This is a genomic window from Sphingomonas radiodurans (genome assembly GCF_020866845.1).
In the GTDB taxonomy this organism is placed as follows: domain Bacteria; phylum Pseudomonadota; class Alphaproteobacteria; order Sphingomonadales; family Sphingomonadaceae; genus Sphingomonas; species Sphingomonas radiodurans.
The window spans coordinates 2,932,956-2,959,453 of record NZ_CP086594.1 but is presented as its reverse complement, the minus strand read 5'-3'; the positions used below and the strand labels follow the sequence as shown (position 1 = coordinate 2,959,453).

The following is a 26,498-nucleotide window of genomic DNA, read 5'->3' as shown; positions in this document are numbered from 1 at the left end:
AAGGTCAGGAACCCCCGCCCGCATTTCCGGCTTGAATGGCCCAAGCGCGCAGTCGAGCGCGCATGCGGGAGCCGATCGATGCTGGCGATGAACTATCGTGGTCCCTATCGGGTGCGGGCCGACGAACGGCCGATGCCGCGCATCCTGCACCCCGAGGATGCGATCGTCCGCGTGACGCGATCGTGCATCTGCGGATCGGACTTGCATCTCTATCACGGCATGGTGCCCGACACGCGCGTGGGCATGACGTTCGGGCATGAATTCTGCGGCACGGTGGAGCAGGTCGGCGCCGAAGTGCGGAACCTGAACGTGGGCGATCACGTGCTGGTCCCGTTCAACATCGCCTGCGGCAAATGCCATTTCTGCCAGCAGGGCCTGTTCGGCAATTGCCACGAATCGAACGCGCAAGCGACCGCGGTCGGCGGGATCTACGGCTATTCACACACCGCCGGCGGCTACGATGGCGGGCAGGCGCAATATGTCCGCGTGCCCTATGCCGATGTCGGCCCGATGGTGATCCCCGACTGGATGGACCCCGACGATGCGGTGCTGCTGACCGACGTGGTGCCGACCGGCTATCAGGCGGCCGAAATGGGCGGCATTCAGCCGGGCGACACGGTGGTCGTGTTCGGCGCCGGGCCGGTGGGGCTGATGGCGGCACGCTCGGCGTGGCTGTTCGGCGCGAGCCGCGTGATCGTGATTGATCATGTCGAATATCGGCTGGATTTCGCCCGCGTCTTCGGCCCGGCCGAGGTCTACAATTTCCGCGAGATCGACGACATGGTCGTCTTTCTGAAGAAGCTGACCGACTCGCTTGGGCCAGACGTATGCATCGATGCGGTCGGCGGCGACGCGGCGGGCAGCGCGATCCAGACGCTGCTCGGCACGAAGCTGAAGCTGGAGGCGGGCAATGCGATCGCGCTCCACTGGGCGATCAATTCGGTGAAGAAGGGCGGAATCGTCTCGATCGTCGGCGTCTATGGCCCGACCGGGAACATCATCCCGATTGGCAATGTCGTGAACAAGGGCATCACGATCCGCGCCAACCAGGCCTCGGTGAAGCGCCTGCTGCCGCGGCTGATCGATCATATCAAGAACGGGCACATGAACCCCAAGGCGATGATCACGCACCGCGTGCCGCTGACCGACGTGGCGGACGCCTACCATATCTTCGCCGCGAAGCTCGACGGCTGCATCAAGCCGGTGCTTCTGCCGAACGGCCTGTAAGGGAGACGCATGATGACGAAGGCGATGGTCGATACGTCCGCGATGCCCGGCTGGGGCGTGGATGCCGATGCGGAAAACAATCCGACGTGGCCCATGCGGCAGATCGATAATCAGCAGACCCGCGGGCTATCGTGGCAGCGCCCGGCGCAGCAACACCCGCATGTCGAAGTGCTGCGCTCGATCGAGCACAATCGCCTGCCTGCGGTGATCGGCACCTCGACGCCGCCAAGCGGGCTATCGGGTGCGATCCGCCGCTACGCCTTCCGTCGCAGCGAATCGGATTGGTGGCATTGGCTGCTGCTGATGGGTGCGGACCGGATCAATGTGGTCGAAGGCGTGATCGAGGATCTGGCGCACGGCAAGGTGCCGAACATCCCCGCCGAACTGGGCGCGAAAGCGGAGTGGAAGTACAACAAGAAGGGGTTCGTGCTGAAGGCCGGCACGGTGCTGGCGCTTGGCCTTGGCGTAGCAGCAATGCTGCGCGGCGGGCCTCGCCCGGACAGTGCCGAGGAACCGGCGGCACCCGCGGAGCCTGCAACAACGATGCTACCCGCGCCCTATTGGGAGACACCGCCGGTGCCAGCAGCGCCGGTCGTCCTCATCGCGCCGGACATCGCCTAGGCGGGATCAATCGGTCAGGTAGCGCGCGAGTTCGTCGCTGCCGCCGATCCGCTCGCCGTCGATGAAGACCTGCGGTGTCGTCGCGACACCATGCTCCTGTTTGAACGCATCAACCTCCTCGCGTGCGGACAGGATGTGATCCTCAACGGCGTAGCCTGCTGCTTCGAGCTGTTCCTTGGCGCGCACGCCGAACGGGCAGGTATGGTCGGGCAGCACCATGCGGTACAAGGTCGCGGTCTTGGTATCGGCCATCGGTGAACTCCATTTCTTGGCGCATCAGCGAATCAGCGACGCTCGCGTTCCGATGCAACCCTCGACATGCGAAACGGCGATCACCATCTTGGGGAAGACCAAGGAGGCGGTGATGGAAACCTATCGCAAGACGGACGAGGCGATCGCGGCGCTGACGCCTGAAGAATTTTATGTGACTCAGCAGAGCGGCACCGAACGGCCCGGCACCGGCGCCTTGCTCCACAACAAGGAGCCGGGCATCTATGTCGACATCGTCTCGGGGGAGCCGCTGTTCGCCAGCTCCGACAAGTATGAGTCCGGCTGCGGCTGGCCGAGCTTCACCAAGCCGATCGAGCCGGCGAACGTCGCCGAGCTGGTCGACAAGTCGCTGTTCATGACGCGCACCGAGGTCCGCTCCAAGCATGGCGACAGCCATCTCGGCCATGTCTTCCCGGATGGCCCGCGCGATCGCGGTGGTCTGCGCTATTGCATCAACTCGGCCTCGCTCCGCTTCGTCCACCGCGACGACATGGAGGCGCAGGGCTATGGCGCATATATTTCGCAAGTGGAGGAAGTCGCATGAGCACTGAACGTGCCGTTCTCGCCGGTGGCTGTTTTTGGGGGATGCAGGATCTGATCCGCAAGCTTCCCGGCGTCGTCTCGACGCGCGTCGGATACTCCGGCGGAGAAGTCCCCAACGCGACGTATCGCAACCACGGCAACCATGCCGAAGCGATCGAGATCGTCTATGATTCCGAGCGCACCAGCTATCGCGCGCTGCTCGAATTCTTCTTCCAGATCCACGATCCGACGACGCCTAACCGGCAAGGCAATGATCGCGGCGCAAGCTATCGCTCGGCGATCTTCTACGCCGACGACGCGCAGAAGGCCGCGGCTTACGACACGATCGCCGATGTCGAGGCATCGGGGCTGTGGCCGGGCAAGGTGGTGACCGAAGTGTCGCCACTTGGCGACTTCTGGGAAGCCGAGCCCGAGCATCAGGATTATCTCGAGCGCATCCCGCACGGTTATACCTGCCACTTCGTGCGACCGGATTGGAAGCTGCCGCATCGCGCAACGGCAGCCGCCGACGCCGCCTGACCGGAAAAGGCCGCACGCCGATCGAGGCGCGCGGCCTATCTGTTCCTCATCCGTTCTGCTATAGCCGTCGCGATGCCGGCCGGATCTACTCGCAAGATCATCCATGTTGACATGGACGCCTTCTTCGCCTCGGTGGAGCAGCGTGATGATCCATCGCTGCGCGGGCGACCGGTAGCGGTGGGCCATGCCGCGGCGCGCGGGGTGGTCGCGGCCGCCAGCTACGAGGCGCGCGCGTTCGGGGTTAAGTCCGCGCTGCCCTCGGTCACCGCGCTGCGGCGCTGCCCCGATCTCGTGTTCGTGCCGCCGCGGTTCGATGTCTACAAGTCGGTGTCGCGGCAGATCCACGCGATTTTCGCCGAGTTCACCGACCTCATCCAACCGCTGTCGCTCGACGAGGCGTATCTCGACGTGACGGAGAACCTCGCCGGGCTGCCCACGGCGTGGGCGACCGCCAAGGCTATCCGCGCGCGCATTGCGGCGGAAACCGGTCTAACTGCCTCGGCCGGCATTTCGTACAACAAGTTCCTGGCAAAGCTCGCCTCTGATCATCGCAAGCCCAACGGCCAGTTCGCGGTAACGCCCGACATGGGCGCGGCCTGGGTCGAGACGCTGCCGGTGTCACGCTTCCACGGGGTCGGCCCGGTGACGGCGGCGAAGATGAAGCGGCTCGGGATCGAGACCGGCGCCGATCTTCGCGCCAAGTCGCGCGACTTCCTCGAACGGCATTTCGGCAGCGCCGCCGGTTGGTATCACGCGATCGCGCGTGGCGAGGACGATCGTCCAGTGAACCCCAATCGCGTGCGCAAGTCGTCAGGGTCGGAGACCACCTTCAACCGCGACTTGACCGACCCGGCCGAGATCGAGGCCGGCGTGCTGCGCATGGCCGACGACGTGTGGGAATGGTGTGAGAAAGCCCAAGCCTTCGGCCGCACCGTGACGGTGAAGATCAAGTTCCAGGATTTCCGCCAGATCACCCGCAGCCGCAGCCACACAGGCACGGTAACCTCGCGCGGCCTGCTGCACGCGACGAGCCTCGATCTGGTCCGCTCGATCTACCCGCCCGGGACCGGCATCCGGCTGGTCGGCGTGACAGTGTCGAACTTCGACGCACCGGCCGCGGACGAAACCGGAACGCTGCCGCTGTTCGGTGATGCCCAGCTTGCATGCGCGAGCTGAAGCAGCTTTCAGGAGCGGCATTTTCCTGCGACCCGTGCCGCGCGCTGGTCGAGGACGACGCGCATCGCGCCTTTCGGCGTTTCGCCGGTCATCTCGGCGCGTCCGACAAAGCCGCTCGCGTTGTACGTGCCGCTGCGCGTGACTTGCATCGGCCCACCGCGCTTCCGCGGGCAGCTGAGCGTCTGCGCATAGCGCCCGTCGGCGATCTGCTGCTTGTCGATCCGGCATTGCGCTTTGGGATCTGGGGTCAGGAGCGCGGCGACCGTGTGTCCGGCCGCTACGCACTTCTGCTCCGCCCGTGATTTCCCCTTCGCCATGCGCAGGACGAAGCCGGGCCCGCCTGGCACCACCATATCGACCACCGTCGAGGTGACATCCCACCGCTCGGGCATGGATGACTGGGCGGAGCCGACCGCCGGCAGTGTCAGGAGAAGGGCCGACAGGATCAATATGCGCATTGGAGAAGCGTGGCGCCTGCGGCTTATCGGCGCAAGGGAGTAGAGGGAGCTTTACGAAGACTTAGCCTCGCGGCCGGCAAGCTTTCCCTCAGCATCACGTTCAAACGGTGTCGTTCCGCCGCCAGATCTCCTCGGCGAGGAGCGTCGCAAAGCCTACCCAGGCAACCAGTGGCAACCCAGCGATCGCGGCGCGCTGATCGACATCGCGGCTGGCCGCCACGTGGCCGATCGCGCTGCCCCCAACGACCGCCGAGCCGGCCGTCGCCCAACCCGGCGCCCGCTGGCCGAAGAAGATTTCGCTCCACCCGGCAATGCCCACCTGATTGGCGCCCCACAAGGCCAGCGCCGTGTTCCGCTCCGGCGATCCATCGGCACGCAGAAGTCTGTACCCGCTATACGCCTGGCCCGCCTGGATCACCGGCCAGGCCAATGCGAAGACAGGTGCGGGCGGCGTGAAGGCCGGCTTGCGCAGCCGGTCATACCAGCGCTTCGTCTTCGGGTTATCGGGTGACGGGCTGGCACGTCCGCCCACCACCAGAGCCCCGACTACGACGCCAATGGCGACACCCGCAGACCACCGCGGTGATAAGCCGCCATTCGTTGTTTTCTTGGTCATCGATCGTCTCCCGTTCGACAGACGAGTGGTGGCGTCGGCGGTTCCGCTTCGCTCAAGCGGGTCATCGAAACAATCGCGGAAGCATCGCTCCTTTGCGGCTAGGGTCCGGGCCAGACACCGACCAAGGCAAGAGGATGATGACATGACGGACCTGCTTGGCACCTGGACACTCGTCTCGTGCATCAGCCAGCGCGGCGACACCGAAGTGTCGACCTTCGGCGAGCCACCCGCTGGTCAGCTACAATATACCGCCGACGGCCGCATGTCGGCGTTCCTGATGGATCCGGCATGGGCGGCCGCGGGCAATCCCGTCGCCGACGGCTTCACCGAATTCTTTTCCTACGGCGGCCTCTGGCGCCGCGATGGCGACATGGTGACGCACGACATCCTATTCGCCTCGCAACCCTCGCGCGTCGGCACCAGCTTCACTCGTCAGATCGTCGCGGTGGACGATGACACGGTCGAGCTCGTCACGAAGCCCGAGGTGTCGAAGTCCGGCCGGACCTATGTGACTCGCCTGCTGTGGAAGCGTGTCGGCACGGCGCAGGATATGGCGGCGCGGTGAAGTGCGAGGTGCTCGTCCCGACCTTGCGGCCGGTTCGCGAGATCGTGTGACGACAACTCCTAGCGATGCATCGGCAGCCGCCCCGCGTTCTTGGTGTTACGGTGCAGTACGCAGCGGAAAGACGTTGCGCCCCGCTGCAATGGTTTCCTGCGAGGCCGTGTCGCATATCACCCGATCGCGCCCCTCTTTCTTGGCACGATAGGCGGCCTTGTCCGCGCGCTGCATGATATCGCTAAGGCTATCGCCTAGCTGATGCTGCGTCAGCCCTTGGCTGAGCGTGAACACCGCTCCTTCGCTGCAGCTGCTTCTAACCTGCTCGCGCACGGCTTCGGCGATCAAGCGGCCGCCGGCGAGCGAGGTGCGATCGAGCAGGATGGCGAATTCATCCCCGCCCGTGCGGGCAACCAGCGCCGTGCGCGGCACCGAATGACGCAGCACTTGGGCGAAGTCACGAATGACGCGATCCCCCTCGTCATGTCCCAGCCTGTCGTTGATCTGCTTGAAGTGATCGAGATCGATCAGGATCGCGGTGATGTCGCGCCCCTCCTGCTCGTTGGCGGCGAGTAGTCGCTGCGCAAGGCGGTCGAAGCCGCGACGGTTGAGCAGGCCGGACAGATGGTCGGTTTCGGATTCGTGCGAGTAATCGTGGACCGTTGTCTGCACCACGACGATCAGCACCAGGAGACCGGCGGCGATCAGCAGGATGCCTGTGCTGGCCTGCGAAAACACCGCATAAGCGCTCGTCGCATATTCTTCGGCGGTCTTTCCGGATCCGAGCGCAGACGCGACGATCGGTTTCAGGAGAAAGTCGAGCGCGATCAGCCCGAACAAGGCAGCGAGAAGCAGATGGAGCGGCCGCCCGCGTGCCAGCGAGGCCGTCGTCACCGCGCATAAGGCCAGCGCCAGCGCAAACGGGGCCTGGAACAGGAGTTCATAGGGTAGCTCGTCCCGTGTGCCGCCCAGGATCGACCACCGAAGGCCGACGCCAATGACGCCGATCGCTGCGATAGCAACCCACCGCGGCTTCGCCTTCTCGAACAGCGATATGGCCGCCGCCATCGACAGGAAGCCGCCGAGCAGCGCCGCATGGCTGAGCATCAACAGCGGCACCGATGCGGCCCGCCAATGGATGGCAAGTTCGCTAAGCGGTGTCAGCACGCCGATCGAGTAGCTGACGCCGAACGCGTAGACCGGGCGTCCCGCGCGCTTGATCAGCGCAACGCCAAAGTAAGTGGCGGCAAACATGCCGGCCACCAGCGCGTTTACGATTAATAACGCGACGGCGCCGTTCATGCGATCCTCTCCCGGAGGGCCAAAGATGCGTAAGGACGGTTAAGATCGCATAAAGCGTCCGCCAAGCGCCGAAGAATTCGCCCCCGCCAACGCCCAACCGACCTTGCGGATCGCCCGCATCCCGCCATGGTAGCGCCTAGGGACTGTATTCACCGGGGAAAAAAGATGCGGCTGCTTTGCACGGCGACGATCGGCACCATGGCGCTGTCACTGGCAACCGCCGCCCCCGCGCAGGTGGCGCCCGCCCGGCTCGACGCGCTGAAGGCGGAAGCCGCAACGGGCGTCGAGAAGCGCGCCAAGCTCGTCCAGGAGATGATCGATTCGATCTTCAGCTTTGGCGAACTCGGCATGCAGGAGGTTGAAACCTCGCGCTACATCACCGCAGTGCTGGAAAAGAATGGCTTCAAGGTGACGCGCGGTATCGCCGGCATCCCCACCGCCTGGTCCGCGACCTGGACGCAAGGGAGCGGCGGGCCGACGATCGCGGTCGGCTCCGATCTCGATGGCATCCCCAAGGCCAGCCAGAAGCCGGGAGTCGCCTGGCGCGAGCCGATGATCGCCGGCGCGCCGGGGCATGGCGAGGGCCACAACAGCGGCCAGGCGGTGAACATCGCCGCCGCGCTCGCGGTGAAGGACATCATGATCCGCGAGAAGATCCCCGGCACGCTGCTGCTGTGGCCCGGCGTCGCCGAGGAGCCGGTAGCGGCGAAGGCGTTCTTCGTGCGCGACGGCTTGTTCAAGGATGTCGACGCGGTGCTGTTCACGCACGTCGGCTCGAACCTGCAGACCAGCTGGGGCCAGCCATCGGGCACCGGCGGCGTCTCCGTCCTCTACACGTTCAGCGGCGAGAGCGCGCATTCGGCCGGCGCGCCGTGGCGCGGGCGCAGCGCGCTCGATGCGGTCGAGCTGATGGATGCCGGCTGGAATTTCCGCCGCGAGCATCTCCGCCCGGAGCAGCGCTCGCATTATGTCATCAAGGACGGCGGCGATTTCCCGAACGTCGTGCCGTCGACCGCGACCGTCTGGTATTATTTCCGCGAGCAATCGTTCGGCGACATCCGCAAGAATTACGAGATTGGGAACAAGATCGCCACCGCCGCCGCAATGATGACCGATACCGAAGTCACCCGCCGCATTATCGGCACGGCGGCACCGCAGCACATGAACCGCCCGATCGCCGAGGCCGCCTATGAGAATATCAAGAAGGTCGGCCTGCCGCAGTGGACTCCCGAAGAGCAGCAATTTGCCAAGGCGGTGCAGAAGCTGGTCGCCGGCAAGGAGAAGGGGCTGGAGACCAAGCTCGACGAGCTGAAGGCGCCCGACGAAGAGCCCAAGAGCGGCGGCTCCGACGATATCGGTGACGTCTCGTGGACCAAGCCCACGATCACGATCCGCTATCCGTCCAACATCCCCGAACTGCCCGGCCACAATTGGTCGAACGCGATCGCGATGGCGACGCCGATCGCGCACAAGGGCGCAGTGGCTGGCGGCAAGGCAATGGCGATGACGCTACTCGATTTGTTGACCCGCCCCGAGCTGCTGACCGCCGCCAAGAGCTATTTCACCGATGTGCAGACCAAGGACGTCAAGTATCAGCCGATCCTGACGGACGAGAAGCCATATGTCGAAATGAACGCCGACATCATGGCGCAATTTCGCGATCGGATGCGGCAGCAGTATTACGACCCGAAGAAGTACGACACGTATCTGCAACAAATTGGCGTCAAGTGGCCGAGCTTGGTTAAGCCGGAGTAGTTTAAGGAAAACAGGCATCGGACGGCTTCAGTATGTTTCACGGCTATTAGGGAGATCACGACGTCGGCGCGATCACATTGATGCGCATGGCTCGCAAGCATTTGAGCAGGCGGCCGTAGCTAGCGTCAGGACTCATTGGTTATAGCCATAAGATGACAGTGGCAGCGAGCGCGATGGCGGAGAAGAAGACCGTTGGGCAGCGGTCGTAGCGAGTGGCGACGCGGCGCCAGTCCTTTAGGCGGCCGAACATGATCTCGATGCGGCTGCGGCGCCGGTAGCGGCGCTTGTCGTATCTGACCGGCTCGGTGCGCGATCTGCGACCTGGGATGCAGGCCTGGATGCCCTTGGCTTCCAAAGCATCCCTGAACCAGTCGGCATCATAGCCGCGGTCGCCGAGCAGCCACTGCGCCTTGGGCAGGTCGTCGAGCAAGGTCGCCGCGCCAGTGTAGTCGCTGACCTGCCCGGCGGTCATGAAGAAGCTCAAGGGCCGCCCGTCTGCATCGCTGACAGCGTGCAGCTTGGTGTTCATGCCGCCTTTCGTGCGGCCGATCAGGCGGCCGAGATCCCCTTTTTAACCCGCAGGCTCGATGCCGTGCGGTGCGCCTTCAGGTAGGTCGCGTCGATCATGACCGTCTTTGGCACGGCCTCCGCTGCCGCGAAACCCTCCATCATGCGCAGGAAAACGCCCCGTTCACCCCAGCGCTTCCACCGGTTGTACAGCGTCTTGTGCGGACCATACGCGCTCGGTGCATCACACCAGCGCAGTCCGTCGCGATTGACGAAGACGATGCTACTCAGCACCCGTCGGTCATCGACCGGCGCGGATGAACACGGCCGCGTCGGACGAGATCCGATACGAGTTGGGTGTTGTCGGCGGGCGCATTGAGGCGCTCCGTCTTGTCCATGAGCAGGTCTATGCAGCCAAGAACGCCGACCGGCTGCCGCTGCGTCCCTATGTCATGAAGCTCCTTGAGGGCCTGCTCGCGCTCCACGAGGAAGCTGGCGTCCGACTGGACGCACAGGTCGATGACGTCGATATTAGCAGCGATACGGCAATCCCGCTTGGACTCATTCTAAATGAGTTCACGACCAACAGCGTGAAGTACGCCTTCGACGGCGAGGGCCGGCCGGAGCAGCCATCGATTGTCGTCGAGGCACGCAAGCGCGATAATCGAATGTGGGTTCAGATTTGTTATAACGGTAAGGGGTTGCCGATCAGCGCCCAGAATTCGCGGCCTGGTACGGGGACCGGAATGGCTCTGATCGAGGGCTTGGCCCGCCAGATTGGTGCGAAGCCCGATTGGGCATCGGAACGCGGAGCCACACTCTGCCTAGAATTTCCGCATCGATAGACAGTGGGACAACAAGCCATTTTGGAGTTTCTTGGGCAATGGCTGCCTGTGCCGAAAGCCGGCGCTTCGCTAGCGTCGTCGGCTAGCCGGCCATGGGTGACGAGGGAGTGTACCCCGTTGCCGCGCATGATCAATGCGAAAATCGATGCATTGCTGGAAGCGCCGCCCTTTCTACTGAAAGCCGTCCCAGCAGAACCCAAGTGCGTACCCAGATCTAAACCCCTTCGCCTCGGCCGCCGACGATTACACAGTCCGTCCGAACGAGGATGACTTTCCTGCGGAACCGCGCTATGCAGCACGGGCTGAACGTCGCCTGCGACGGATGATGGGCCGCCTCGGCTCTTCCCTTTGTCCCTTCTAGCTTCAAGACGCCGGGATGTGCCGCGGTTGGCACATGCCCGACACATGGGACAAGGAAATCCTCATGATCAATGGCACCGTAAAATTCTTCAGTAACGACAGGGGCTATGGCTTCATCGCGCCGGAAAACGGCAGCAGCGACGCGTTCGTCCACATCTCGGCCGTGGAACGTGCCGGCATGACGACGCTCAACAAGGACCAACGCGTGTCCTATGAACTGGAGACCGACCGTCGCGGCAAGACGTCTGCCGTAAACCTGCAGGACGCCTGAAAGTTGGCGGCGGGTGTAACACCATCCGCCGCTTACCTGTCTGCTAATTTCCAGAACCTGCTCGGCGACCTAGCGCCTAGAGCGGACGCCGCCTTCGTCGGCCAAATGAAAGGTCTTTATGTCCAGAACCCTCGTCGCGCCGTTTCTGATCGCCAAGGATGCAGAGGGCCAGTTTCGGATTACCATCCGCGACACGCGCTTTAACTCTCAGAGCTACCCGATTGTAACCTCCATCTTGCAGCCCGAGCTTTTCAAAAGCGCGACGGCAGCACGCGCCCATGCCAAGCAGCAGTTAGGCGCGGAGGCCGGGCAGTTCGCGTCCAAATAAGCTCTTTCCAGATCGGGAGGCGGACAAGCGCCCGTCATTTATTTGTCGAGGGCGGTTCGCCGAACCCTCAGGAGATGCTGCCTTGATGGCGCCAGACCTCTTTGCGGCGATAGATCACCTTCGCCGGTTCAGCTTGTCTTGGACCGACGACGAGGAGGTCGACACAGTAAGTCACCTGACCGGCGCCGATCTGAAGCTGATCGTTAAGCTGCTCGATGCAGGCGCGCCCACCGGTGCGTCGGCCTTGATGTGATGATCGGCAAAATCGCCAGCGAGATCGAGGGCAAACGCCAGCCTGTCTAGCGTCATCGCCGAAATGCGGTGTGAGGGCGCCGTCCCTCGATCGGGCACAATCTTGAAAGATAGCAGATCGCGCAATAAGCGGCGGCCCAAATTTTGTTGGATAATCAGGTGCCTTCATTCAAAGACCCCTCATTTAGCGATCGGGCGGCCTCGGCTGGAACCGCCAAGCAAAAGGCTCTGGATCAGCTGAAGGCAAAGCCGCCGGTTGACCCGGCCCTGATGGCAGAGAGACGCGAAGCGTCGGACAAGCAGGATCAGGCCCTTGCGCAGGAGCGAGCCACCAAGGCCGCTGCGGTCGCCGCCGGCAAAGCCGAAAAAATCGCCGCCAAGGCCGCTGAACTTGCCCGAGTTGCGGCGGCGGAAGCATTGAAGGCCGCGCGCCTTAAGCCTGCCAGCCCGGAAGAAATGAAGGCAGCACGAGACGCCCGTTATGCCGCCCGCAAAGCGCGAAAGTAGCCTCTAGCGGTGACGGCGCCTGGATTTGCTAGTCGCTCCCCTCGTCGGGATCTATGTCGCGACCTGTCTTGGTGAGCTTTTCAGCCTTGTGTGGATCGTCCTTATCGACGCTGCTCTCGCCGACCATCTCGGTGGTTTGGTCGGTTGGACGATCCTTCTGGTCGTCCATATCAGTGTCGATCTGATCCGGCATTTCAGTTCCTCAGGTTGCGCGCGCAAAGTACGCGATACCAACAACGCACGACGGATCGAATAGTCTGCCAGGAAACGGCCGCGCATGATTGATACGAGGGTCACCCCGCCGGGACGGCCGCCGACGCTCTTACTGAAAGCCGTCTCAGCGAGGATCCACATGGGTTTACGCCCCCGCCTTCCTCGCCAGAGCAATCGCCTTGTCTTTGGCATCAGGACTATCAGGCACCGTAATCAGCACCATGCGATCCTCGCCGATAAAGCTCTGCAACTGGTCAACCTTGGCGACCCAGAAGCTTGCCTTGCCCAGCCCGGACACGCTCTCGACCTCGCCACCGCCGAACGCCGCAAGCGTTTGCTTCATGGTGCTCTTGGCGGCACTGATCGCGCTGTCGGTGTTGTCAGTAACCTAAGCGGAAAGCTTTAAAAGAATGCGATGTGCAACTGGTTAAGCGGGCTATGTTGGCGCTGGCACAACCGGCGTGCAAATTGCATCACTATTGGCTTGCTGATGCAACTCGGCACGCCGACGTCTTCGGCTGAGCATAATGTAGATGTATGATAACAAGCGCTCCGATGTATTAGCCCAGGAGCGGCTCGCGGCCGATCGACGTGCTCTTGCTGCGCTGACCAAATGCTAGCAGCGGGCCGGTAGCCCCAGCCACAATCAGGAGAAGACGATTGTCAGTTCTGCGCAGCGATGGGCCACTCCCAAGAGCTGCCATGAGACGCCCACCAGTTTAGAAGTCCCGCGTTACCGACAGAAGCACGGTGCGCGGTGCCCCCAGCGCTAGCGTGGAGCCGATCGAGGATGACCAATAATTGTGGTCGGTCACGTTCTCGACAGTCGCGCGGAACGCCAACGGCTTGCCCGCCACAATCGCCGTATAGCGCACGCCGACATCGTAGCGGGTCCAGCCAGGGATCGTGCGGCTTTCGTCCGGGTCGACATATTGCCGCGACGTGTAAAGCATGCGTCCAGTGAGCGTCAGTCCAGGCAGCGACCGCACGTCCCACTCGCCGCCGAAGTTCGCCTGCCAATCGGGCACGCCGGTTGCTTTGTTACCGTCAAGGTCGCCCCGCCCGTCGCCGTCCGCATCCTCGGTTCGCGTCTGAACCGCGTCGATCAGCGATGCGCCGCCCAGAAGGCGGAGTCCCGCTGCGACCTCGCCAAAGGCGCTGAGCTCCAGCCCGCGATTGCGCTGCGCCCCATCGACCGAGAAGATGCGGGTCACCGGATCGGTGATGCCGCTTGGCTGCGTGATGTTGTAGGCGGCGAAGGTTACGCCAGCAGCGGCACCGATCTTGTATTTGGCACCAAGTTCATACTGCTTGGCAAGAGTTGGCGGAAACACCTCATTCGCGTTGGCGGTGCCCACCGGCGCGGTCGCGCCCAGCTGGAGCGCCTGGATGTAGTTGCCGTAGAGCGTGAGGCGCGGCAGAGGCTTGACCAGAAGTGCGACGGCGGGCGTGTAGCGGCTCTGCCGATAGTCAGAGTTGATTGCTCCAGCAGGATCACGATTGGTCGATCCGATCGTGACGCGGCGCACCCCCGCGATCAGCGTCACCCGCCCGTCGTGAATGCTGGCGGCGTCCGCGATCACCACGCTCTTGGTGAGACTGCGCTGCCGATATGCGGTCTCCGGATTGGGATAGGCTAAGACTTCTTGTGCCAGCGGGCGGGGATTGTAGATGTTTCTCGTCAGCGTGTCGAAGACGGCGTATCCACCATAATAGCGATCGAGATAGCTCTCCGCCGACACCGTGATTGCGTGGCTGACAGGGCCGGTTTCGAACGCGGCCCGTATGCCGACACGGCCGACGTAACTGTTGTCGGTGAGAACGTACGGGACGGTTGAGACATCTGTAGTCCCATCGGGTGTCGTAATGGTCGGCGAATAGGGTCCTGAGTAGCGCTCGTTGCTGTGCTGATACCCGCCGGCCGCGAACACCGTGATCCGGTCCGCGACATCGTATTCTGCAGAAACCAGGCCGATGCCGTTGCGCTTTCGGTAAGATGACGAGCGGTCGAAGATGTTGCGGTCGAGATCGGGCGCGCGCGGGATGCCGAAACCGGGTAGTACTGAGAAGCCGGAAAGTTCGGCGAGTAACCTTCGATCTTGGTAGCTGGCATCGACGCTGACGCGAAGCCGATCGCCACGGTAGTCGAAGGCGACAACGCCGATCCCTGCGCGGTCCAGTTGATTGTCGACGGGCGTATCGCCGTAGCGGAGGCCGACGTTACCCCGCAGCCCCCATTGGTCGTTGCTGCCCCACCGTCTGCCCACGTCGAAATGAGCCTCGCCTTGCGCATCGCCAATATAGCCGATCGTGGCGCGGCGGGTGCCGCCGCTTTCGGCTCGCTTGGGCACGAAGTTGACGGTCCCACCCACTTCCTGCGAAGCGCCGTTGACCAGCGTGCTTGGTCCTTTGAAGACATCGATGCGCTCAACACCGTCCAGAAACGGTTGGCGGCTGTCGACCAGTCCAGGAAGGCCGTTGAACAGCGTCGTGTAGACCTGGAAGCCACGGATCACGAATACCTCCGACTCGGCGTAGCGGCTGGTCGCCTGACGCACAGAAGGATCGTTGGCGAGCACGTCCGCGAGCGAGCGGGCTTGCTGGTCGCGGATGAGTTGGTCGGTGTAGCCGCTGGTCGAAAACGGAGTATTGAACACTTCACTATCGCCGAGCACCCCGATCTGTGCTTTGGATGCAGCCTGCGCGCCCTTGATCCGCTCACCGTTAACGATGATGTCGTCGCCGATTTGCTCATGACGCGATGATTGCGCATCATCCTTCGCCGATCCTGCTGATGAGCCTTCAGCCGGAGAGCGAGTCTTCACCGGCGCTGCGGCATGAGCTGCTAGCAGAACGGCAAGACCTTCGATGAGCACCTTCATTAACCCCTGTTGCGAACCATTCGCAGCAGCTATGCATACGCATAATGCAAGTCAATCTCAATTCTGGCGAAGGTCATCATAAGCTGGCGGGTCCAAACCGGTCGGTTGTGCCTCAGCCGCGCTTGTATGGTTCCCGCTGACTTCCGAGTGTCAGAAACGCTGTTCAGATTTGTTCGTCCGAGATTGGCAGCTTGCTTGCCTCCGACCGCTTTTTGCGTCGTAGGCTTCGCGGCCGTGAGGACCCACACCCCGCCATTCGGTGCTCCCACCGCGGCCCCCAAAACTGGACGCTAGTTAATGTGGACAAATTGCCCATAGCGTCTGGCACAGATGCCGCCCCCGCCCGCGCGGACTAAGCTTCGCAACATCGGCATGGCGTGCACTGGAAGTGTCGCGTTGTCAGCGAGAGCGGCCCCGCCAGCGGACGATCCCAGCGCTCACCAGGCCAGTGAACAAAAGCGCTGCCCATTGATACAGTGGCACGAAGATCATGACGAGCACCGCGGACGACGATGCCGAAACGAAGAACGCCTGATAATAGGCCGTGACCGACCATGCGCTGGACAGGCAGGGAAACGCCAGCATCGCGCGGGCAAACCAGGGTTTTTTAGCGCGGTGCGCTAGGATGTAGGGTGCGATCGCGGGGCCGATGATCCAGACGCCGAACGGAAGCGCGAGCAGCCACCACCATGCGGCTCCGGGCTCGCCTTCGTGCAGCATGAGCGCGATCAACGCGATCGCGACCGCAATCGCGAGAATTCCGAGCATGCGGATAGCCATTAGAAGACCGCCGATAGCCGGCGCCGGATCAGGCGTCGCGCGGTGGACCGGTTCGGCACGGCGCGCTACCCACACACGATGCCTAATCGCGAGCCACCGAGACTCAACCGGCACGGGCGGGAGATCTGGTTCAAAGAGGCTGGCGACGAGAATGGCTACGCGCCGATTCACCGCAAGGGTTGGATGGCCTTCGTCCTGGGCTTCGTATGGATCATGGTCTGTGCGGGCATCAGTGTCTCGATGGTCCTGTTGTGGGCGTTTTTCGGCGTGCCGCTTCTCATCGCTTTCGTTGTGCCATTCGTCGTCGCGGTCCTTGGCTTGCTGGCGCTGGCCATCACCGTACGCCGTCATTCTTGATACCGGGCATGCCCCTATCTCTGGCGGCGGCATCATTTGGGTCGCGCTGGGGAGCGAAGACAGTTCTGATGAATTAATAGTCCCATCTCAATATCTTGGCAGGTTTTGGCAGATGCAGACCGAAGGCACGCTGTCGGCCTGATCGTGTCCTCTGCGGCGAACCTCCTGGTTTGGACCCTCGATATCGCCGGTGAGTTAGGTTCACGAAGCCTCGAGCGTTGCTCGGCCGACATGGAGGCGATTTTGACCAAGAAGACGAAGCTGGAACGTGCTCGCAAAATAGTACCCGCGAAGGGGTTCGCTTCGGGCGGGGACAGGATTATCACCAGCCAGCACGAAGAATAAGAGCTGAAGCTCGCCATCGATCCAGATAATTCCGCGGCGCTTCTAGCGACAAAGCCGCTGAGCAGCGATCAAGCGACCGACCGACAGCAGCAGTCGGTGTACTTCGATACGCCCGAGCAGCAGCTGCTTGAGGCCGGCTTGTCCCTGCGTATCCGGACGATTGGCGATCGACGCATCCAAACCATCAAGGCAGAGAGTAGCGCTGCTGCTGGACTGTTCGTCCGTCCCGAGTGGGAATGCGAGATCAACGGCGACGCACCAGTGCTCGAAGACGATGACGCCCCTATTAGCGGTGTGGTACCAGCCGCAGACGTCGATCGGCTCAAGCCGCTCTTCCGTGTCGAGGTCACTCGCAGGACCGTTTTGGTTGAACGAGCAGACGCCGTCATCGAGGTGGTATTCGATCGCGGCGCGGTCCACTCGGCAACTCGCTCGGACCCGGTTCATGAAGTCGAGCTGGAGCTCAAGCGCGGCGAACCCGCCGCACTCTTCGAGCTCGCAAGAGATCTCGATCAATCGGTTCCGGTACGGCTAGGCGTGCTTACCAAGTCGGAGCGCGGATACAGGTTGGCTACCACCGACCTCGATAAGCCGGTCAAGACCGGTCTATTGACCCTGCGACCTGGTACATCGACCGCAGCCGGGTTTCGTATGATCGTCGGGGCTTGTGTGCGCCAGTTTCGTCTCAACGAGGACATCTTGCGCCGCACGGGGAATGCCGGCGCACTGCATCAGGCGCGGGTGTCCCTGCGTCGGTTGCGTTCCGCCCTGTCGACCTTCAAGACCATCGTTGCAGACGACCAATACGATCAGCTTCGCACCGAACTGCGCTGGATCGCCGCGGAGCTCGGCCATGCTCGCAACCTGGATGTGATGCTGGAGCGGGTCTCCAGCCGAAAGGCGGGTAAGCCACTGCATGCAGCTCGCAAGTCAGCTTATGAAGCCGTGCAGACGGCGCTCGCGTCCGAACGGACGCGTGCGTTGATGCTCGACATGGCCGAATGGACGGCGATCGGCTCGTGGGCTTCCGACGACGTCCGGAGCGCAGTGCGTGAGGAAGCTATCGAGGTTTTTGCTGCAGCGGCTCTTGATAAACACCGGCGTCGACTCAAGCGTCTTGGCCGAAATCTAGATGAAGTCAGCGATGACGAACGGCACGACGTCCGTATCGAGGCGAAGAAGCTTCGCTACGCTACCGAGTTTTTCGCAAGTCTCTTCCGCGGCAAGAAGCCGGCGCGGCGTTATAAGGCATTCCACGAAGCCTTGGCCGCGCTTCAGGCCAACCTTGGGGATCTGAACGATCTGGCGACAGCGCCGATCGTCATTGCCGAACTTTCGCTTGCCGGCACTCCCACCGCCGACGCCCTTGAGCCCGACATGTCCAGGCGTGATCCTCTGATCAAAGAAGCAGCCGACGCTTATGCGACGCTGATGGACAGCAAGCCCTTCTGGCGCTGATCGGAGGGTTCATCGCAGCGTCGCAAAGCGACGTTAGGACAATGCATGTCCAGGCGCTCGTTGATCTATCCTGTCACTGCTGCTGCGATCGTATCGCTATGCGCCGCATCTTCGGTTTCTGCCCAAGCCAGCGGTCGGGCTGAAGGTATCGACTGGATCACGTTAGCGATGGGCGCAATCGGTGGGCTCGCTCTGTTTCTGTATGGCGTCGACATACTGGCAGGCAGCTTGAAGCAGGCGCAGGGTGGCCGCTTTCAGAGGCTATTGGAGCGATCATCATCGAACCGCTTCCTCGCGTTGGGCGCCGGCACCGCGGCGACAATCGCGCTCGACTCGTCTTCGGTGGTCATCATCCTGCTGATCGCGATCGTCGATGCGGGATTGATTTCGTTCGCCCATGCGCTGCCGATGATCCTTGGTGCCAACATCGGAACGACTCTCTCCAGCCAGATATTCGCCTGGAACATCGACACCTATGCGCCGCTGCCGATCGCCGCCGGCCTTCTATGGAAGGCGTCAGCGAAAACCGACGCGGCCAGACGAAACGCCACGATCCTGCTCGGTCTGGGCCTAGTACTGTTCGGTCTGAACATCATCGGCACTGCGGCCGAGCCACTCAAGGAGCACGCCGGCATCGTTGCGTGGCTTCGCGGGTTGGAGAACCCGCTGCTCGGTGTGCTCGCTGGAGCACTGGTAACAATAGCAATCCAGTCTTCATCCGCGATGATGGGGATCGTCATTACGCTGGCAGGCACCGGGGTCATCACCCTGCCCGCAGGTGTCGCCATTATGCTCGGCGCTGAAATCGGCACTTGTGCAGACACGCTGCTGGCAACGCTCGGCCGGTCGCGCGCCGCCGTAAAGGCAGGCATCTTCCACCTGCTATTTAACGCTGGCGCGGTCTTAATAGGCGTTCTTCTGATTGATCAACTTGCCCAGTTCGGTGCCGCAACGGCTCAGGACACCGGTCAGCGGATCGCCAACGCGCACGTCCTGTTCAATCTCGCAGGAGCGCTGATCGTGCTACCGTTCGTCGGCGCCATTGCGATCCTGCTCGAACGCGTCGTGCCCGGAGACCGGTCGGGTGCCGAGCTTGTCACCCCAACGCAACCCAGCGGACAGCTAGCAAGCTGACCACAGCCGTACCGCGCTTGGAAATCTGCCCAGAAGTGTCGGTCCGCGCTCCTGATAGGTCGTCTGACGGAGCATCGAGGCGAGATTACCGATCAGCGGATCTGACCCAAAAGCAGTCATCCACGGCGATGTAAGCGTTCCCGGAGGCGGACGCTCGTTCACCTTCTCGCGTCTGATGGGCGGCGGTGGAGCGAAACAGGTGACGGGTTCGGACCGGTTCAGCGACACCACCGCCATTCACCCTACCAGGGTTTTCCTCTCAGGCGGCGATGGTGCGTGTCGTATTCATCCAATACAGGCGCGCGCTGCAAAATAGCATTGCTCTCTCAGGGGGCGCGTATGTCACGTTGGTTGAAGCTATCGGCTGCGGCTCTGCTTGCTGGATGGGGAATCGCAGCAACGCCCGCCCCGTCACCAGAGACGATCTACAAGGCATTCGGTGCGAAGGCGTCCAAGCCGTTTGCGACGATCTCCTATGGCGCGGACCCACTCCAGGTCGCCGACCTACGCATACCGAGCGGCCGCGGGCCATTCCCGGTAGCGATCGTCATCCACGGCGGCTGCTGGCGCAATGATTACGACACCCGCGCCGGCATCGCCGGGGTCGCCGACGCACTCGGCAAGCGCGGCTTCGCGACCTGGAACATCGAGTATCGCCGCATTGGCGACCCAGGCGGGGGCTGGCCCGGGACTTTCCAGGATGTCGCTGCTGCCGAGGACAAATTGGCCGAGATCGCCGAACGTTATAAGCTGGTCTTGTCGCGCGTGATCCTAGTCGGCCATTCGGCAGGTGCGCACTTGGCGATGTGGGCGGCGTCGCGCTCTCGCTTGCCGGCGCCTTGGAACGCAGTGAAGGTCAGGCCGGTCGCGGTCGCGGCAATCGACGGCCCCGCCGCGCTCGCGCCGTTCGTCGGCATCGACGCGCAGGTCTGCGGACAGCCGGTGATCGCTTCGCTGATGGGCGGGCTGCCAGCAGACAAGCCAGCAGCCTACGCACTCGCTTCGCCGGCCGAACACCTCCCACTGGGTTTGCGTCAATTGCTGGTCATTGGCGAGTTTCGCCCTTTCATGCAGCCCTATGTTGCAGGTGCAAAGGCCGCGGGGGATCCAGTCGCGGAGCTTGCGCCGCCTAACGCCAATCACTTCGACATTGTCACCCCTTCGACCGCGAACGGCGCAGCGGTCATCGACTTCATCGCCAGGGAAGCAATCCCAGGCAAGCGGTAGCGGCGCGACGGATCTGAGCCATGGTCTTCTGGCCGCCGAGATCAGCGCGACCGTCTTGGCTGGACAGCGGTCCGCAACGACCCAAATTCGGTCATTCACGCTTCCTGTTCCGCTACCCCAAACCTGCCGCCCATTCATGTGAGCGGACAGGCTTCCTGGTCTAACCATCGGCTCGGAACGGCTTGTTTTGGCACGTTGGTTGACCCAGGCTGCGCAAGCTGCTGCTCCAATGCGCCAGCGACTTGATACGCCGGTTCCATTTCTCGCGGTTATCTGTCCCGCTGCTCGCGCCGCCCTACTGGAGCGCGGCACCTCTTGCCTCGACCCGCCACACTTGCTCTGACGGCACTCGAAGGACGCCACCGATGACCAACCCCCTGCTCGACCCACTCACCCTGCCGCGTTTCGCCGAAATCGCGCCCGATCAGATCGACCCCGCGCTCGACACTGCGATCGCCGATCACGCCGCCACCATCGCCGCGCTCACCAGCACGCGCCCGACCGGTTTCGCTAACGCTTGGCTGCCCTATGAGCGCGCCGAAACCGCGCTCAACGCCATCTGGTTCACCGTCTCGCACCTCCACGGTGTCGCCGACACGCCCGAGCTGCGCGCCGCCCATGCCGAGGGCCAGAAGCGCCTCGTCGAGTACAACATGCGGGTCGGCCAGAACCGCGAGCTCTACGACATGCTCGTCGCGCTCAGCACCGCGCCGGCTTTCGCGGAGCTCCCGACGGCAGACCGCGTCGCGGTGGAGCACGCGATTCGCGATTTCTCCCTCGCCGGCGTCGCGCTCGAACCCGAGGCGCGCGAGCGGTTCAAGGCAATCTCGATCGAACTGTCCGCGCTATCGAACGAATTCGGCAGCGCCGTGCTCGACGCGACCGAAGCGTGGAGCGAGCACATCACCGACCCCGCCGATCTCGCTGGCGTGTCGGAGGCGGACATGGCGATGTTCGCCGATGCCGCACGCGCGAAGGGGCTCGGTGGCTGGCGCATCACGCTGCAGCAGCCGAGCGTTAGCGCGATCCTCACCTTCGCCGGGAACCGCGACCTGCGCGCCCGCGTCTATCGCGCCTTCGGCACCCGCGCCGCGGATCAGGGGCCGGGCGAATTCGACAATAGCGCCCGCATCGCGCGCATCCTTGAATTACGCCGCGAGGCCGCCGCATTGCTCGGCTTCACCGATCCCGTCGCCTGGTCGCTCGCCACCAAGATGGCGCCCAATGCCGGCGAGGTGATCGCCTTCCTGCGCGATCTCGCCCGGCGCGCGAGGCCCGCAGCCGAGCGCGACCTCGTCAAGTTGAAGGCTTTCGCCGCCAGCGACTGCGGGATCGACGATCTCCAGCCGTGGGACAATGCGTTCGTCTCCAACCGCCTGCGCCGCGCGCGCTATGCGGTCGATGCGCAGGAGGTGCGCGGCTATTTCCCCGTCGCACGCGTTATGGCCGGCTTGCAGACTTTGTTGCAGCGGCTGTTTGGCATCCGCCTCGTCGCGCGCGACGACGTGTCGCTGTACCACCCCGACGCGCGCTTCTTCGACGTCATCGGCGAAGATAATGCGGTGATCGCCGGCCTCTACCTCGATCTCCATGCGCGCAGCGGCAAGCGCGGCGGCGCATGGATGGCGGAGGCACGCCCGCGGCTCCGCGACGGCAATACGCTAATCGTGCCGGTCGCCTATCTGGTCTGCAATTTCGCGCCCAATGGCGGCGAGACGCCCTCGCTGCTGACCCACGACGACGTAACGACGCTGCTGCACGAGACGGGCCATTGCCTCCACTTGCTCTTCACCAAGGTTGATAGGCCGAGCATCGCCGGCACCAACGGCGTCGAATGGGATGCGGTGGAACTGCCGAGCCAGCTGATGGAGGATTTCGCCTGGGATCGCAAAGTGCTGACCGGTATGTCCGGCCATTACAAGACCAACGCCCCCCTCCCCGCCGATTTGTTCGATCGCATGGTGAAGGCACGCCATTTCCAGGCGGCGATGTTCCTCGTCCGCCAGATCGAATTCGCACTGTTCGACCTGTTGCTGCACCTCGGCACGATGGGCAGCGATCCGATGGAAGTGATCGAGGCGGTGCGCGACGAGGTGGCGGTGATCCGTCCACCCGAGTGGCACCGCTTTCCGCACGCCTTCAGCCATATCTTCGCGGGCGGCTATGCCGCGGGCTATTACAGCTATCTCTGGGCGGAACTGCTCGCGGCGGACGGCTTCATGGCCTTCGCCCAGGCGGGGCTGGTCGACCGCGCCACCGGTGACCGGTTCCGCAGCGAAGTGCTGGCGCGCGGCGCAACCCGTCCGGCGGCAGAGAGCTTCCGCGCCTTCCGTGATCGTGATCCCAACCCGGACGCAATGCTCATCCGGCATGGCCTGATGTAAGGTGCCCCCCACGTCATGCGGGAGGCACCCATCCCTCAGGCGCCCAATCCTCAGACGACCGTCAGCCCCACATCCACATTGTTGCGGATCGCGTTCGAATAGGGGCAAATCTGATGCGCGGCCTCGGCCAGCCGCTCCGCATCCGCGTGGTCGAGCCCGGGCAGGCTCACCTCAAGATCGGCGGTGATGCCGAAGCCACCCGCCGCGCGCGGACCGATCCCTACCGTTGCGGTGACACTCGTCTCCGCCGGTACGCGCAGCTTCAGCTGCGCACCCGCCGCTTTTAGCGCGCCGATGAAGCAGGCCGAATAGCCCGCCGCGAACAATTGCTCGGGATTGGTCCCCTCGCCACCCGCGCCGCCCAGTTCCTTCGGCGTTGAGAGCTTAGCGGTAAACCGTCCGTCCTCGGACCGCGCGTCGCCGTCGCGGCCACCGGTGGAGGTGGCGCGGGTGCTGTAAACGACAGTGACCGACATGAGCATTCCTTTCCTCGATATTTGTTATCGTGACATATAAAAGAACGGAGCCTTGTCCAGACCCATCGTTATCGCGATATGAAATTTATGTCCGCTGCCCTCCCCCTCGACGACCAGCTCTGCTTCTCGCTCTATGCGACGAGCATGGCGATCAGTCGCGCGTACAAACCGATGCTCGACAAGCTCGGCCTTACCTATCCACAGTATCTGGTGCTCCACGCTTTGTGGGAGACCGACGGCCGCACGATCGGCGCCATCGCCGAGCGGCTCGCGCTGGAATCAAGCACGATCACCCCGCTGGTGAAACGGCTGGAGGCGAGCGGGCATGTGATGCGCGAGCGCGATGCAGCCGACGAACGCCGCGTCAACGTCCGCCTCACCCCGCAGGGCGCAGCGATGCGCGACCGCTGCGGATGTCTCGCCGAGGCGCTGTTCGAGCGCATGGGGCTGAGCGTCGAGCATCTCATCCGCCTGAAGCGCGACGCCGATATCGTCCGCCACGCGCTGGCAACGCTGCCCGCGGCACCGGCGACGTAAGGTCTTCGATCCTCGTTACCGATGGTTAGGACCGCTGCCCAAAAGACCCAGAAGCCGCCGCTGGCGGCCGCCTTGCTGCTTCCCAACATCGGCCATTCGTTCATCTCGTTCTTACGCCCGGCAGAATATAGTGGTTAGTTCGCAGTCCGCTCTCGGCGGATGACGTGGGAAGTGAAGGTTGGGCAATGCCACAGCCGTTCGGTTTCGACACCAAGGGCAGCAAGGCGTACCGATTAAGCGCCGTCCAATCGTTCGAAATGCGCGCTTCCCATGTCCACCGCCGTCCTTTCGATGTACGTTTAGTCGAGCGGGAGAACGCCGGTGCTGAAAAGACTGATCTTCAGATCTTTTGTCTTGATCGTCGCGCTCGCATTTGAAATTGCGAGTCCGCTTAGGGCAGAGTCTAAGCTGAATCGGACTTTGCTGATCGAGCAGATTCAACGCTTCATCCGGACGCGCTATGTAGTTGCTGAGGCGCGTGCGGCCGCGTTATCAAAACTTTCAGAGAGCGTGGCGTCGGGACGCTACGATATCGCTGACGATCGCGCATTCGCGGCGCTGGTGACCGAGGACCTAAAAGCCGTCACGCGGGACAGGCACGTGTATCTCGTCCACGACCCTGCCAAAGCGTCGGTCCTCCGTGCGGCTCCCCAGATGGGATATGCTGCACTCAACGCACAAGCAGGAGTTGCCGCTCAGAGGTTCAGACGGGAAAATCAAGGCCTGATCGAGCAGCGTATCCTTGAAGGCAACGTCCGATACCTGAATATCGTCGCTTTCGATTGGACCAACGGTGTCACCAGTGGGGTCTATGACGGCGCGATGCGTTTTCTGCGCGATGGCGACGCGATTATTATCGATGTCCGGCAAAATGCAGGCGGCTTTCCGGATGCCGTGCATTACTTGTTGAGCCACTTCGTAGAACCGAACACGCTCTTCGTCACCTTTTTCGAAGGGACGAAGGCCACGCCATTGCGGTCTGTCCGCGACCTTCCGTCTGGCAGGATCAAGGGTAAGCCGATCTTTGTCCTGACCGGTCCAGCGACCGCCTCTGCCGCAGAAGAGCTTGCCTATCAGATCGCGAATCGCAAGCTGGGAGAGGTCGTCGGTGAACCAACGGCGGGTGCCGGCAATCAAAGCGACGTGTTTCCCATTGCGGGCGGGTTTGTACTCAGCCTTTCAACGGCCAGAGCAATTGACGCGATCACGAACACCAATTGGGAAGGGGTGGGCGTGCTTCCGACCATAGCATCGCCAGTCGGCTCGGCGATGCTCATTGCTCACGCGCGGGCACTTGAGCAGCTCGCGCTTAGTGCGTCCACCGACGATCAAATACGACTACGCTGGGAATTGCGGATCGCACGCGCGCGCGTCGCGCCTCCGACAATGACAGCCGCAGCGCTTGCTCGTTATGTCGGCAATTACGGCGACCGCCACGTAACAAGCCGCGACGGTACGCTCTATTGGAAGCGTGGCGCGCAGGCGGAGATCGAGATGCAGGCCTTGGGAGATGACTGGTTTCTACTCGGCGCAACAGGCAATCAGGCGTGTTTCATTGCTGAGAACGGCCGCGTCACATCAGTGGTCATAAGCCGACCCGATGGCGATGGTGCCGCAATTCCCAGATCGGCTTTTTCGGCGCGGTAAGCTCAACCCTCGTAGTATCTCGGTCGAGACGTTAATTAGCAGCGCGCAAAGGTCCGCGCTTGGCACAGACTAGCCTCCGCGCACCAACGAATTGACCCACAATGCGACATCCTGGCGACCTGTCCCGCTACCCAACTTCGGCCATTCGTTCAGGTTGACCAAACCGCAAATTTAGCAAGCCGGATCAGCTCGGTACGGCTAGAGACGGTGGAGTGCGGACAGGCCGCCTTCGAGACGGTGGGCGGCGATAGCCGCTTTCGCGCCGCGCCGCGCCGCCGCCTTTCCATAAATTAGTGCGTAATAAGAATAGCTTTACGCCGCCGACCTATCGTGTCCGCAACAATTTCGTTATCGTTTTTCAATAAACCTGTTGACCTCGCTATGCCAGGAGGATTATTGAATAACGATAAGGGAAAAGTCGGTGCAACGGCGGGATCAACTTATACCGGGTGTGGCAGCAGTCCTCCGCATTGGACGCGTGGTGAACGGGCTTCTGTTCGTTGCTATCGCGGCTGGGCTCGCCAGCTCTTGGGCGTTCCACGGCTTCTATCGCGCAATGCTCGTGAAGGCCGATCCGACGGTCGATGTGGCCGCCGCCCTCCTTGGCATCCGGCTCCTCATGTTGATCGGCGTGGCCATGACAATTGCTTCCGATCGGCTGTTGGTGCCGCTGGCATCGATCGCAGCGAGCGCGGCGCACGGAGACCCCTTCGCACCGGCTAATGCCGCCGGACTGCGGCAGATCGGCTGGGCTCTTCTCGCCCTACAAATGCTCGATGTGCCCTGCGCGCTGCTGGCCCGGTTCTGGCCGAGCCTCGGAGCGGCCGCACCTGCCGGCGACATATCGGTCGGCGGATGGCTGGCGACGCTGATGGTGTTCGTACTTGCCCGAGTGTTCGCCACAGGATCAGCCATGCGCGACGATCTGGCTGGCACCGTCTGATC

At 62.9% G+C, this 26,498-nt stretch carries 29 protein-coding genes and 1 pseudogene; 20 read left to right on the top strand and 10 right to left on the bottom strand.

All coding sequences use genetic code 11. The annotated features are described in order from the left end of the window. Positions 1-78 precede the first annotated feature (78 nt). Positions 79-1,227 (top strand): zinc-dependent alcohol dehydrogenase, encoded by a 1,149-nt coding sequence (locus tag LLW23_RS13865; RefSeq protein ID WP_228946085.1) that lies wholly within the window; start codon positions 79-81, stop codon positions 1,225-1,227. Positions 1,228-1,236: 9 nt separating this feature from the next. Next, positions 1,237-1,848, top strand: coding sequence for a hypothetical protein (locus LLW23_RS13860; protein ID WP_228946084.1), 612 nt, complete (start codon positions 1,237-1,239; stop codon positions 1,846-1,848). A gap of 6 nt (positions 1,849-1,854) precedes the next feature. Here LLW23_RS13860 and LLW23_RS13855 read toward each other — a convergent pair whose 3' ends face one another. Beyond that, a complete protein-coding gene (locus tag LLW23_RS13855) occupies positions 1,855-2,100 on the bottom strand; it encodes a glutaredoxin domain-containing protein (protein WP_228946083.1) in 246 nt (81 codons plus the stop codon). A gap of 112 nt (positions 2,101-2,212) precedes the next feature. On the opposite strand from LLW23_RS13855, the gene msrB reads away from it, so the two are divergent. The 3 genes from msrB to dinB all read left to right on the top strand — a co-directional run bounded on the left by msrB (position 2,213) and on the right by dinB (position 4,356). Next, entirely contained in the window at positions 2,213-2,662 is a 450-nt protein-coding gene (gene msrB, locus LLW23_RS13850) for a peptide-methionine (R)-S-oxide reductase MsrB (RefSeq protein WP_228946082.1), read from the top strand. Further along, positions 2,659-3,180 carry a peptide-methionine (S)-S-oxide reductase MsrA gene (gene msrA, locus LLW23_RS13845; RefSeq protein ID WP_228946081.1) on the top strand — a complete coding sequence of 174 codons (522 nt, stop codon included), beginning with the start codon at positions 2,659-2,661 and terminating at the stop codon, positions 3,178-3,180. The genes msrB and msrA overlap by 4 nt, the downstream gene beginning before the upstream one ends. Before the next feature lie 72 nt (positions 3,181-3,252). Beyond that, the gene (gene dinB / locus LLW23_RS13840; RefSeq protein ID WP_408641966.1) at positions 3,253-4,356 is read left to right on the top strand and encodes a DNA polymerase IV; all 1,104 of its coding nucleotides are present in this window, start codon (positions 3,253-3,255) and stop codon (positions 4,354-4,356) included. 8 nt (positions 4,357-4,364) lie between these two features. On the opposite strand, the gene LLW23_RS13835 is transcribed toward dinB, so the two are convergent. Together LLW23_RS13835 and LLW23_RS13830 are read right to left on the bottom strand one after the other, a co-directional pair. Next, positions 4,365-4,814 carry a DUF3617 domain-containing protein gene (locus LLW23_RS13835; protein WP_228946079.1) on the bottom strand — a complete coding sequence of 150 codons (450 nt, stop codon included), beginning with the start codon at positions 4,812-4,814 and terminating at the stop codon, positions 4,365-4,367. Positions 4,815-4,914: 100 nt separating this feature from the next. Then, a complete protein-coding gene (locus LLW23_RS13830; protein WP_228946078.1) occupies positions 4,915-5,430 on the bottom strand; it encodes a TspO/MBR family protein in 516 nt (171 codons plus the stop codon). A 142-nt stretch (positions 5,431-5,572) separates the two neighbouring features. On the opposite strand from LLW23_RS13830, the gene LLW23_RS13825 reads away from it, so the two are divergent. After that, on the top strand, positions 5,573-5,995 hold the full coding sequence (locus LLW23_RS13825) for a lipocalin-like domain-containing protein (RefSeq protein ID WP_228946077.1): 423 nt from the start codon (positions 5,573-5,575) through the stop codon (positions 5,993-5,995). 96 nt (positions 5,996-6,091) lie between these two features. Here LLW23_RS13825 and LLW23_RS13820 read toward each other — a convergent pair whose 3' ends face one another. After that, on the bottom strand, positions 6,092-7,288 hold the full coding sequence (locus LLW23_RS13820) for a GGDEF domain-containing protein (RefSeq protein WP_228946076.1): 1,197 nt from the start codon (positions 7,286-7,288) through the stop codon (positions 6,092-6,094). 165 nt (positions 7,289-7,453) lie between these two features. On the opposite strand from LLW23_RS13820, the gene LLW23_RS13815 reads away from it, so the two are divergent. Then, a complete protein-coding gene (locus LLW23_RS13815; protein ID WP_228946075.1) occupies positions 7,454-9,043 on the top strand; it encodes a peptidase dimerization domain-containing protein in 1,590 nt (529 codons plus the stop codon). 139 nt (positions 9,044-9,182) lie between these two features. Here LLW23_RS13815 and LLW23_RS13810 read toward each other — a convergent pair. After that, a pseudogene (locus LLW23_RS13810) lies at positions 9,183-9,859 on the bottom strand (IS5 family transposase); the annotation flags it as partial. Between the two features lie 8 nt (positions 9,860-9,867). On the opposite strand from LLW23_RS13810, the gene LLW23_RS13805 reads away from it, so the two are divergent. From LLW23_RS13805 to LLW23_RS13785, 5 genes are all read left to right on the top strand, one after another. Next, on the top strand, positions 9,868-10,395 hold the full coding sequence (locus LLW23_RS13805; protein ID WP_228946074.1) for a sensor histidine kinase: 528 nt from the start codon (positions 9,868-9,870) through the stop codon (positions 10,393-10,395). Between the two features lie 424 nt (positions 10,396-10,819). Continuing rightward, positions 10,820-11,026, top strand: coding sequence for a cold-shock protein (locus tag LLW23_RS13800; RefSeq protein ID WP_228946073.1), 207 nt, complete (start codon positions 10,820-10,822; stop codon positions 11,024-11,026). A gap of 118 nt (positions 11,027-11,144) precedes the next feature. Further along, complete coding sequence (locus LLW23_RS13795; protein ID WP_228946072.1) at positions 11,145-11,354, top strand: hypothetical protein; 210 nt, start codon at positions 11,145-11,147, stop codon at positions 11,352-11,354. Between the two features lie 82 nt (positions 11,355-11,436). Next, positions 11,437-11,607 (top strand): hypothetical protein, encoded by a 171-nt coding sequence (locus LLW23_RS13790; RefSeq protein ID WP_228946071.1) that lies wholly within the window; start codon positions 11,437-11,439, stop codon positions 11,605-11,607. Between the two features lie 143 nt (positions 11,608-11,750). Then, positions 11,751-12,113, top strand: a complete 363-nt coding sequence (locus LLW23_RS13785) for a DUF6481 family protein (RefSeq protein ID WP_333473774.1) — start codon at positions 11,751-11,753, stop codon at positions 12,111-12,113. 28 nt (positions 12,114-12,141) lie between these two features. Here LLW23_RS13785 and LLW23_RS13780 read toward each other — a convergent pair whose 3' ends face one another. The 4 genes from LLW23_RS13780 to LLW23_RS13765 form a co-directional block, all read right to left on the bottom strand. Then, on the bottom strand, positions 12,142-12,306 hold the full coding sequence (locus LLW23_RS13780) for a hypothetical protein (protein WP_228946070.1): 165 nt from the start codon (positions 12,304-12,306) through the stop codon (positions 12,142-12,144). A gap of 165 nt (positions 12,307-12,471) precedes the next feature. Next, on the bottom strand, positions 12,472-12,669 hold the full coding sequence (locus LLW23_RS13775; protein WP_228946069.1) for a hypothetical protein: 198 nt from the start codon (positions 12,667-12,669) through the stop codon (positions 12,472-12,474). A 376-nt stretch (positions 12,670-13,045) separates the two neighbouring features. After that, the gene (locus LLW23_RS13770; protein ID WP_228946068.1) at positions 13,046-15,208 is read right to left on the bottom strand and encodes a TonB-dependent receptor; all 2,163 of its coding nucleotides are present in this window, start codon (positions 15,206-15,208) and stop codon (positions 13,046-13,048) included. A 399-nt stretch (positions 15,209-15,607) separates the two neighbouring features. After that, positions 15,608-15,976: a hypothetical protein gene (locus LLW23_RS13765; RefSeq protein WP_228946067.1), complete on the bottom strand. Its 369-nt coding sequence runs from the start codon at positions 15,974-15,976 to the stop codon at positions 15,608-15,610. Between the two features lie 54 nt (positions 15,977-16,030). Here LLW23_RS13765 and LLW23_RS13760 point away from each other — a divergent pair, with 54 nt between their 5' ends. From LLW23_RS13760 to LLW23_RS13740, 5 genes are all read left to right on the top strand, one after another. Then, on the top strand, positions 16,031-16,345 hold the full coding sequence (locus LLW23_RS13760; RefSeq protein ID WP_228946066.1) for a hypothetical protein: 315 nt from the start codon (positions 16,031-16,033) through the stop codon (positions 16,343-16,345). Between the two features lie 348 nt (positions 16,346-16,693). Continuing rightward, on the top strand, positions 16,694-18,148 hold the full coding sequence (locus LLW23_RS13755) for a CYTH and CHAD domain-containing protein (RefSeq protein WP_333473804.1): 1,455 nt from the start codon (positions 16,694-16,696) through the stop codon (positions 18,146-18,148). Between the two features lie 60 nt (positions 18,149-18,208). Further along, entirely contained in the window at positions 18,209-19,282 is a 1,074-nt protein-coding gene (locus LLW23_RS13750) for a Na/Pi cotransporter family protein (RefSeq protein WP_228946065.1), read from the top strand. A 339-nt stretch (positions 19,283-19,621) separates the two neighbouring features. Beyond that, on the top strand, positions 19,622-20,509 hold the full coding sequence (locus tag LLW23_RS13745; RefSeq protein WP_228946064.1) for an alpha/beta hydrolase: 888 nt from the start codon (positions 19,622-19,624) through the stop codon (positions 20,507-20,509). Positions 20,510-20,874: 365 nt separating this feature from the next. After that, positions 20,875-22,893: a M3 family metallopeptidase gene (locus LLW23_RS13740; RefSeq protein ID WP_228946063.1), complete on the top strand. Its 2,019-nt coding sequence runs from the start codon at positions 20,875-20,877 to the stop codon at positions 22,891-22,893. 50 nt (positions 22,894-22,943) lie between these two features. Here the strand turns inward: LLW23_RS13740 and LLW23_RS13735 are convergent, their stop codons facing one another. Next, positions 22,944-23,369, bottom strand: a complete 426-nt coding sequence (locus tag LLW23_RS13735; protein WP_228946062.1) for an organic hydroperoxide resistance protein — start codon at positions 23,367-23,369, stop codon at positions 22,944-22,946. A gap of 87 nt (positions 23,370-23,456) precedes the next feature. On the opposite strand from LLW23_RS13735, the gene LLW23_RS13730 reads away from it, so the two are divergent. From LLW23_RS13730 to LLW23_RS13720, 3 genes are all read left to right on the top strand, one after another. Continuing rightward, a complete protein-coding gene (locus tag LLW23_RS13730; protein WP_228946061.1) occupies positions 23,457-23,906 on the top strand; it encodes a MarR family winged helix-turn-helix transcriptional regulator in 450 nt (149 codons plus the stop codon). A gap of 321 nt (positions 23,907-24,227) precedes the next feature. Next, positions 24,228-25,553: a S41 family peptidase gene (locus LLW23_RS13725; RefSeq protein ID WP_228946060.1), complete on the top strand. Its 1,326-nt coding sequence runs from the start codon at positions 24,228-24,230 to the stop codon at positions 25,551-25,553. 481 nt (positions 25,554-26,034) lie between these two features. Beyond that, complete coding sequence (locus LLW23_RS13720) at positions 26,035-26,496, top strand: DUF2975 domain-containing protein (RefSeq protein WP_228946059.1); 462 nt, start codon at positions 26,035-26,037, stop codon at positions 26,494-26,496. Positions 26,497-26,498 lie beyond the last annotated feature (2 nt).

Coding starts and splice junctions, on each gene's coding strand:
- LLW23_RS13865 (WP_228946085.1), top strand. CDS start 79: ATGCTGGCGATGAACTATCGTGGTCCCTATCGGGTGCGGGCCGACGAA.
- LLW23_RS13860 (WP_228946084.1), top strand. CDS start 1,237: ATGATGACGAAGGCGATGGTCGATACGTCCGCGATGCCCGGCTGGGGC.
- LLW23_RS13855 (WP_228946083.1), bottom strand. CDS start 2,100: ATGGCCGATACCAAGACCGCGACCTTGTACCGCATGGTGCTGCCCGAC.
- msrB (WP_228946082.1), top strand. CDS start 2,213: ATGGAAACCTATCGCAAGACGGACGAGGCGATCGCGGCGCTGACGCCT.
- msrA (WP_228946081.1), top strand. CDS start 2,659: ATGAGCACTGAACGTGCCGTTCTCGCCGGTGGCTGTTTTTGGGGGATG.
- dinB (WP_408641966.1), top strand. CDS start 3,253: ATGCCGGCCGGATCTACTCGCAAGATCATCCATGTTGACATGGACGCC.
- LLW23_RS13835 (WP_228946079.1), bottom strand. CDS start 4,814: ATGCGCATATTGATCCTGTCGGCCCTTCTCCTGACACTGCCGGCGGTC.
- LLW23_RS13830 (WP_228946078.1), bottom strand. CDS start 5,430: ATGACCAAGAAAACAACGAATGGCGGCTTATCACCGCGGTGGTCTGCG.
- LLW23_RS13825 (WP_228946077.1), top strand. CDS start 5,573: ATGACGGACCTGCTTGGCACCTGGACACTCGTCTCGTGCATCAGCCAG.
- LLW23_RS13820 (WP_228946076.1), bottom strand. CDS start 7,288: ATGAACGGCGCCGTCGCGTTATTAATCGTAAACGCGCTGGTGGCCGGC.
- LLW23_RS13815 (WP_228946075.1), top strand. CDS start 7,454: ATGCGGCTGCTTTGCACGGCGACGATCGGCACCATGGCGCTGTCACTG.
- LLW23_RS13805 (WP_228946074.1), top strand. CDS start 9,868: ATGAACACGGCCGCGTCGGACGAGATCCGATACGAGTTGGGTGTTGTC.
- LLW23_RS13800 (WP_228946073.1), top strand. CDS start 10,820: ATGATCAATGGCACCGTAAAATTCTTCAGTAACGACAGGGGCTATGGC.
- LLW23_RS13795 (WP_228946072.1), top strand. CDS start 11,145: ATGTCCAGAACCCTCGTCGCGCCGTTTCTGATCGCCAAGGATGCAGAG.
- LLW23_RS13780 (WP_228946070.1), bottom strand. CDS start 12,306: ATGCCGGATCAGATCGACACTGATATGGACGACCAGAAGGATCGTCCA.
- LLW23_RS13775 (WP_228946069.1), bottom strand. CDS start 12,669: ATGAAGCAAACGCTTGCGGCGTTCGGCGGTGGCGAGGTCGAGAGCGTG.
- LLW23_RS13770 (WP_228946068.1), bottom strand. CDS start 15,208: ATGAAGGTGCTCATCGAAGGTCTTGCCGTTCTGCTAGCAGCTCATGCC.
- LLW23_RS13765 (WP_228946067.1), bottom strand. CDS start 15,976: ATGCTCGGAATTCTCGCGATTGCGGTCGCGATCGCGTTGATCGCGCTC.
- LLW23_RS13745 (WP_228946064.1), top strand. CDS start 19,622: ATGTCACGTTGGTTGAAGCTATCGGCTGCGGCTCTGCTTGCTGGATGG.
- LLW23_RS13740 (WP_228946063.1), top strand. CDS start 20,875: ATGACCAACCCCCTGCTCGACCCACTCACCCTGCCGCGTTTCGCCGAA.
- LLW23_RS13735 (WP_228946062.1), bottom strand. CDS start 23,369: ATGTCGGTCACTGTCGTTTACAGCACCCGCGCCACCTCCACCGGTGGC.
- LLW23_RS13730 (WP_228946061.1), top strand. CDS start 23,457: ATGTCCGCTGCCCTCCCCCTCGACGACCAGCTCTGCTTCTCGCTCTAT.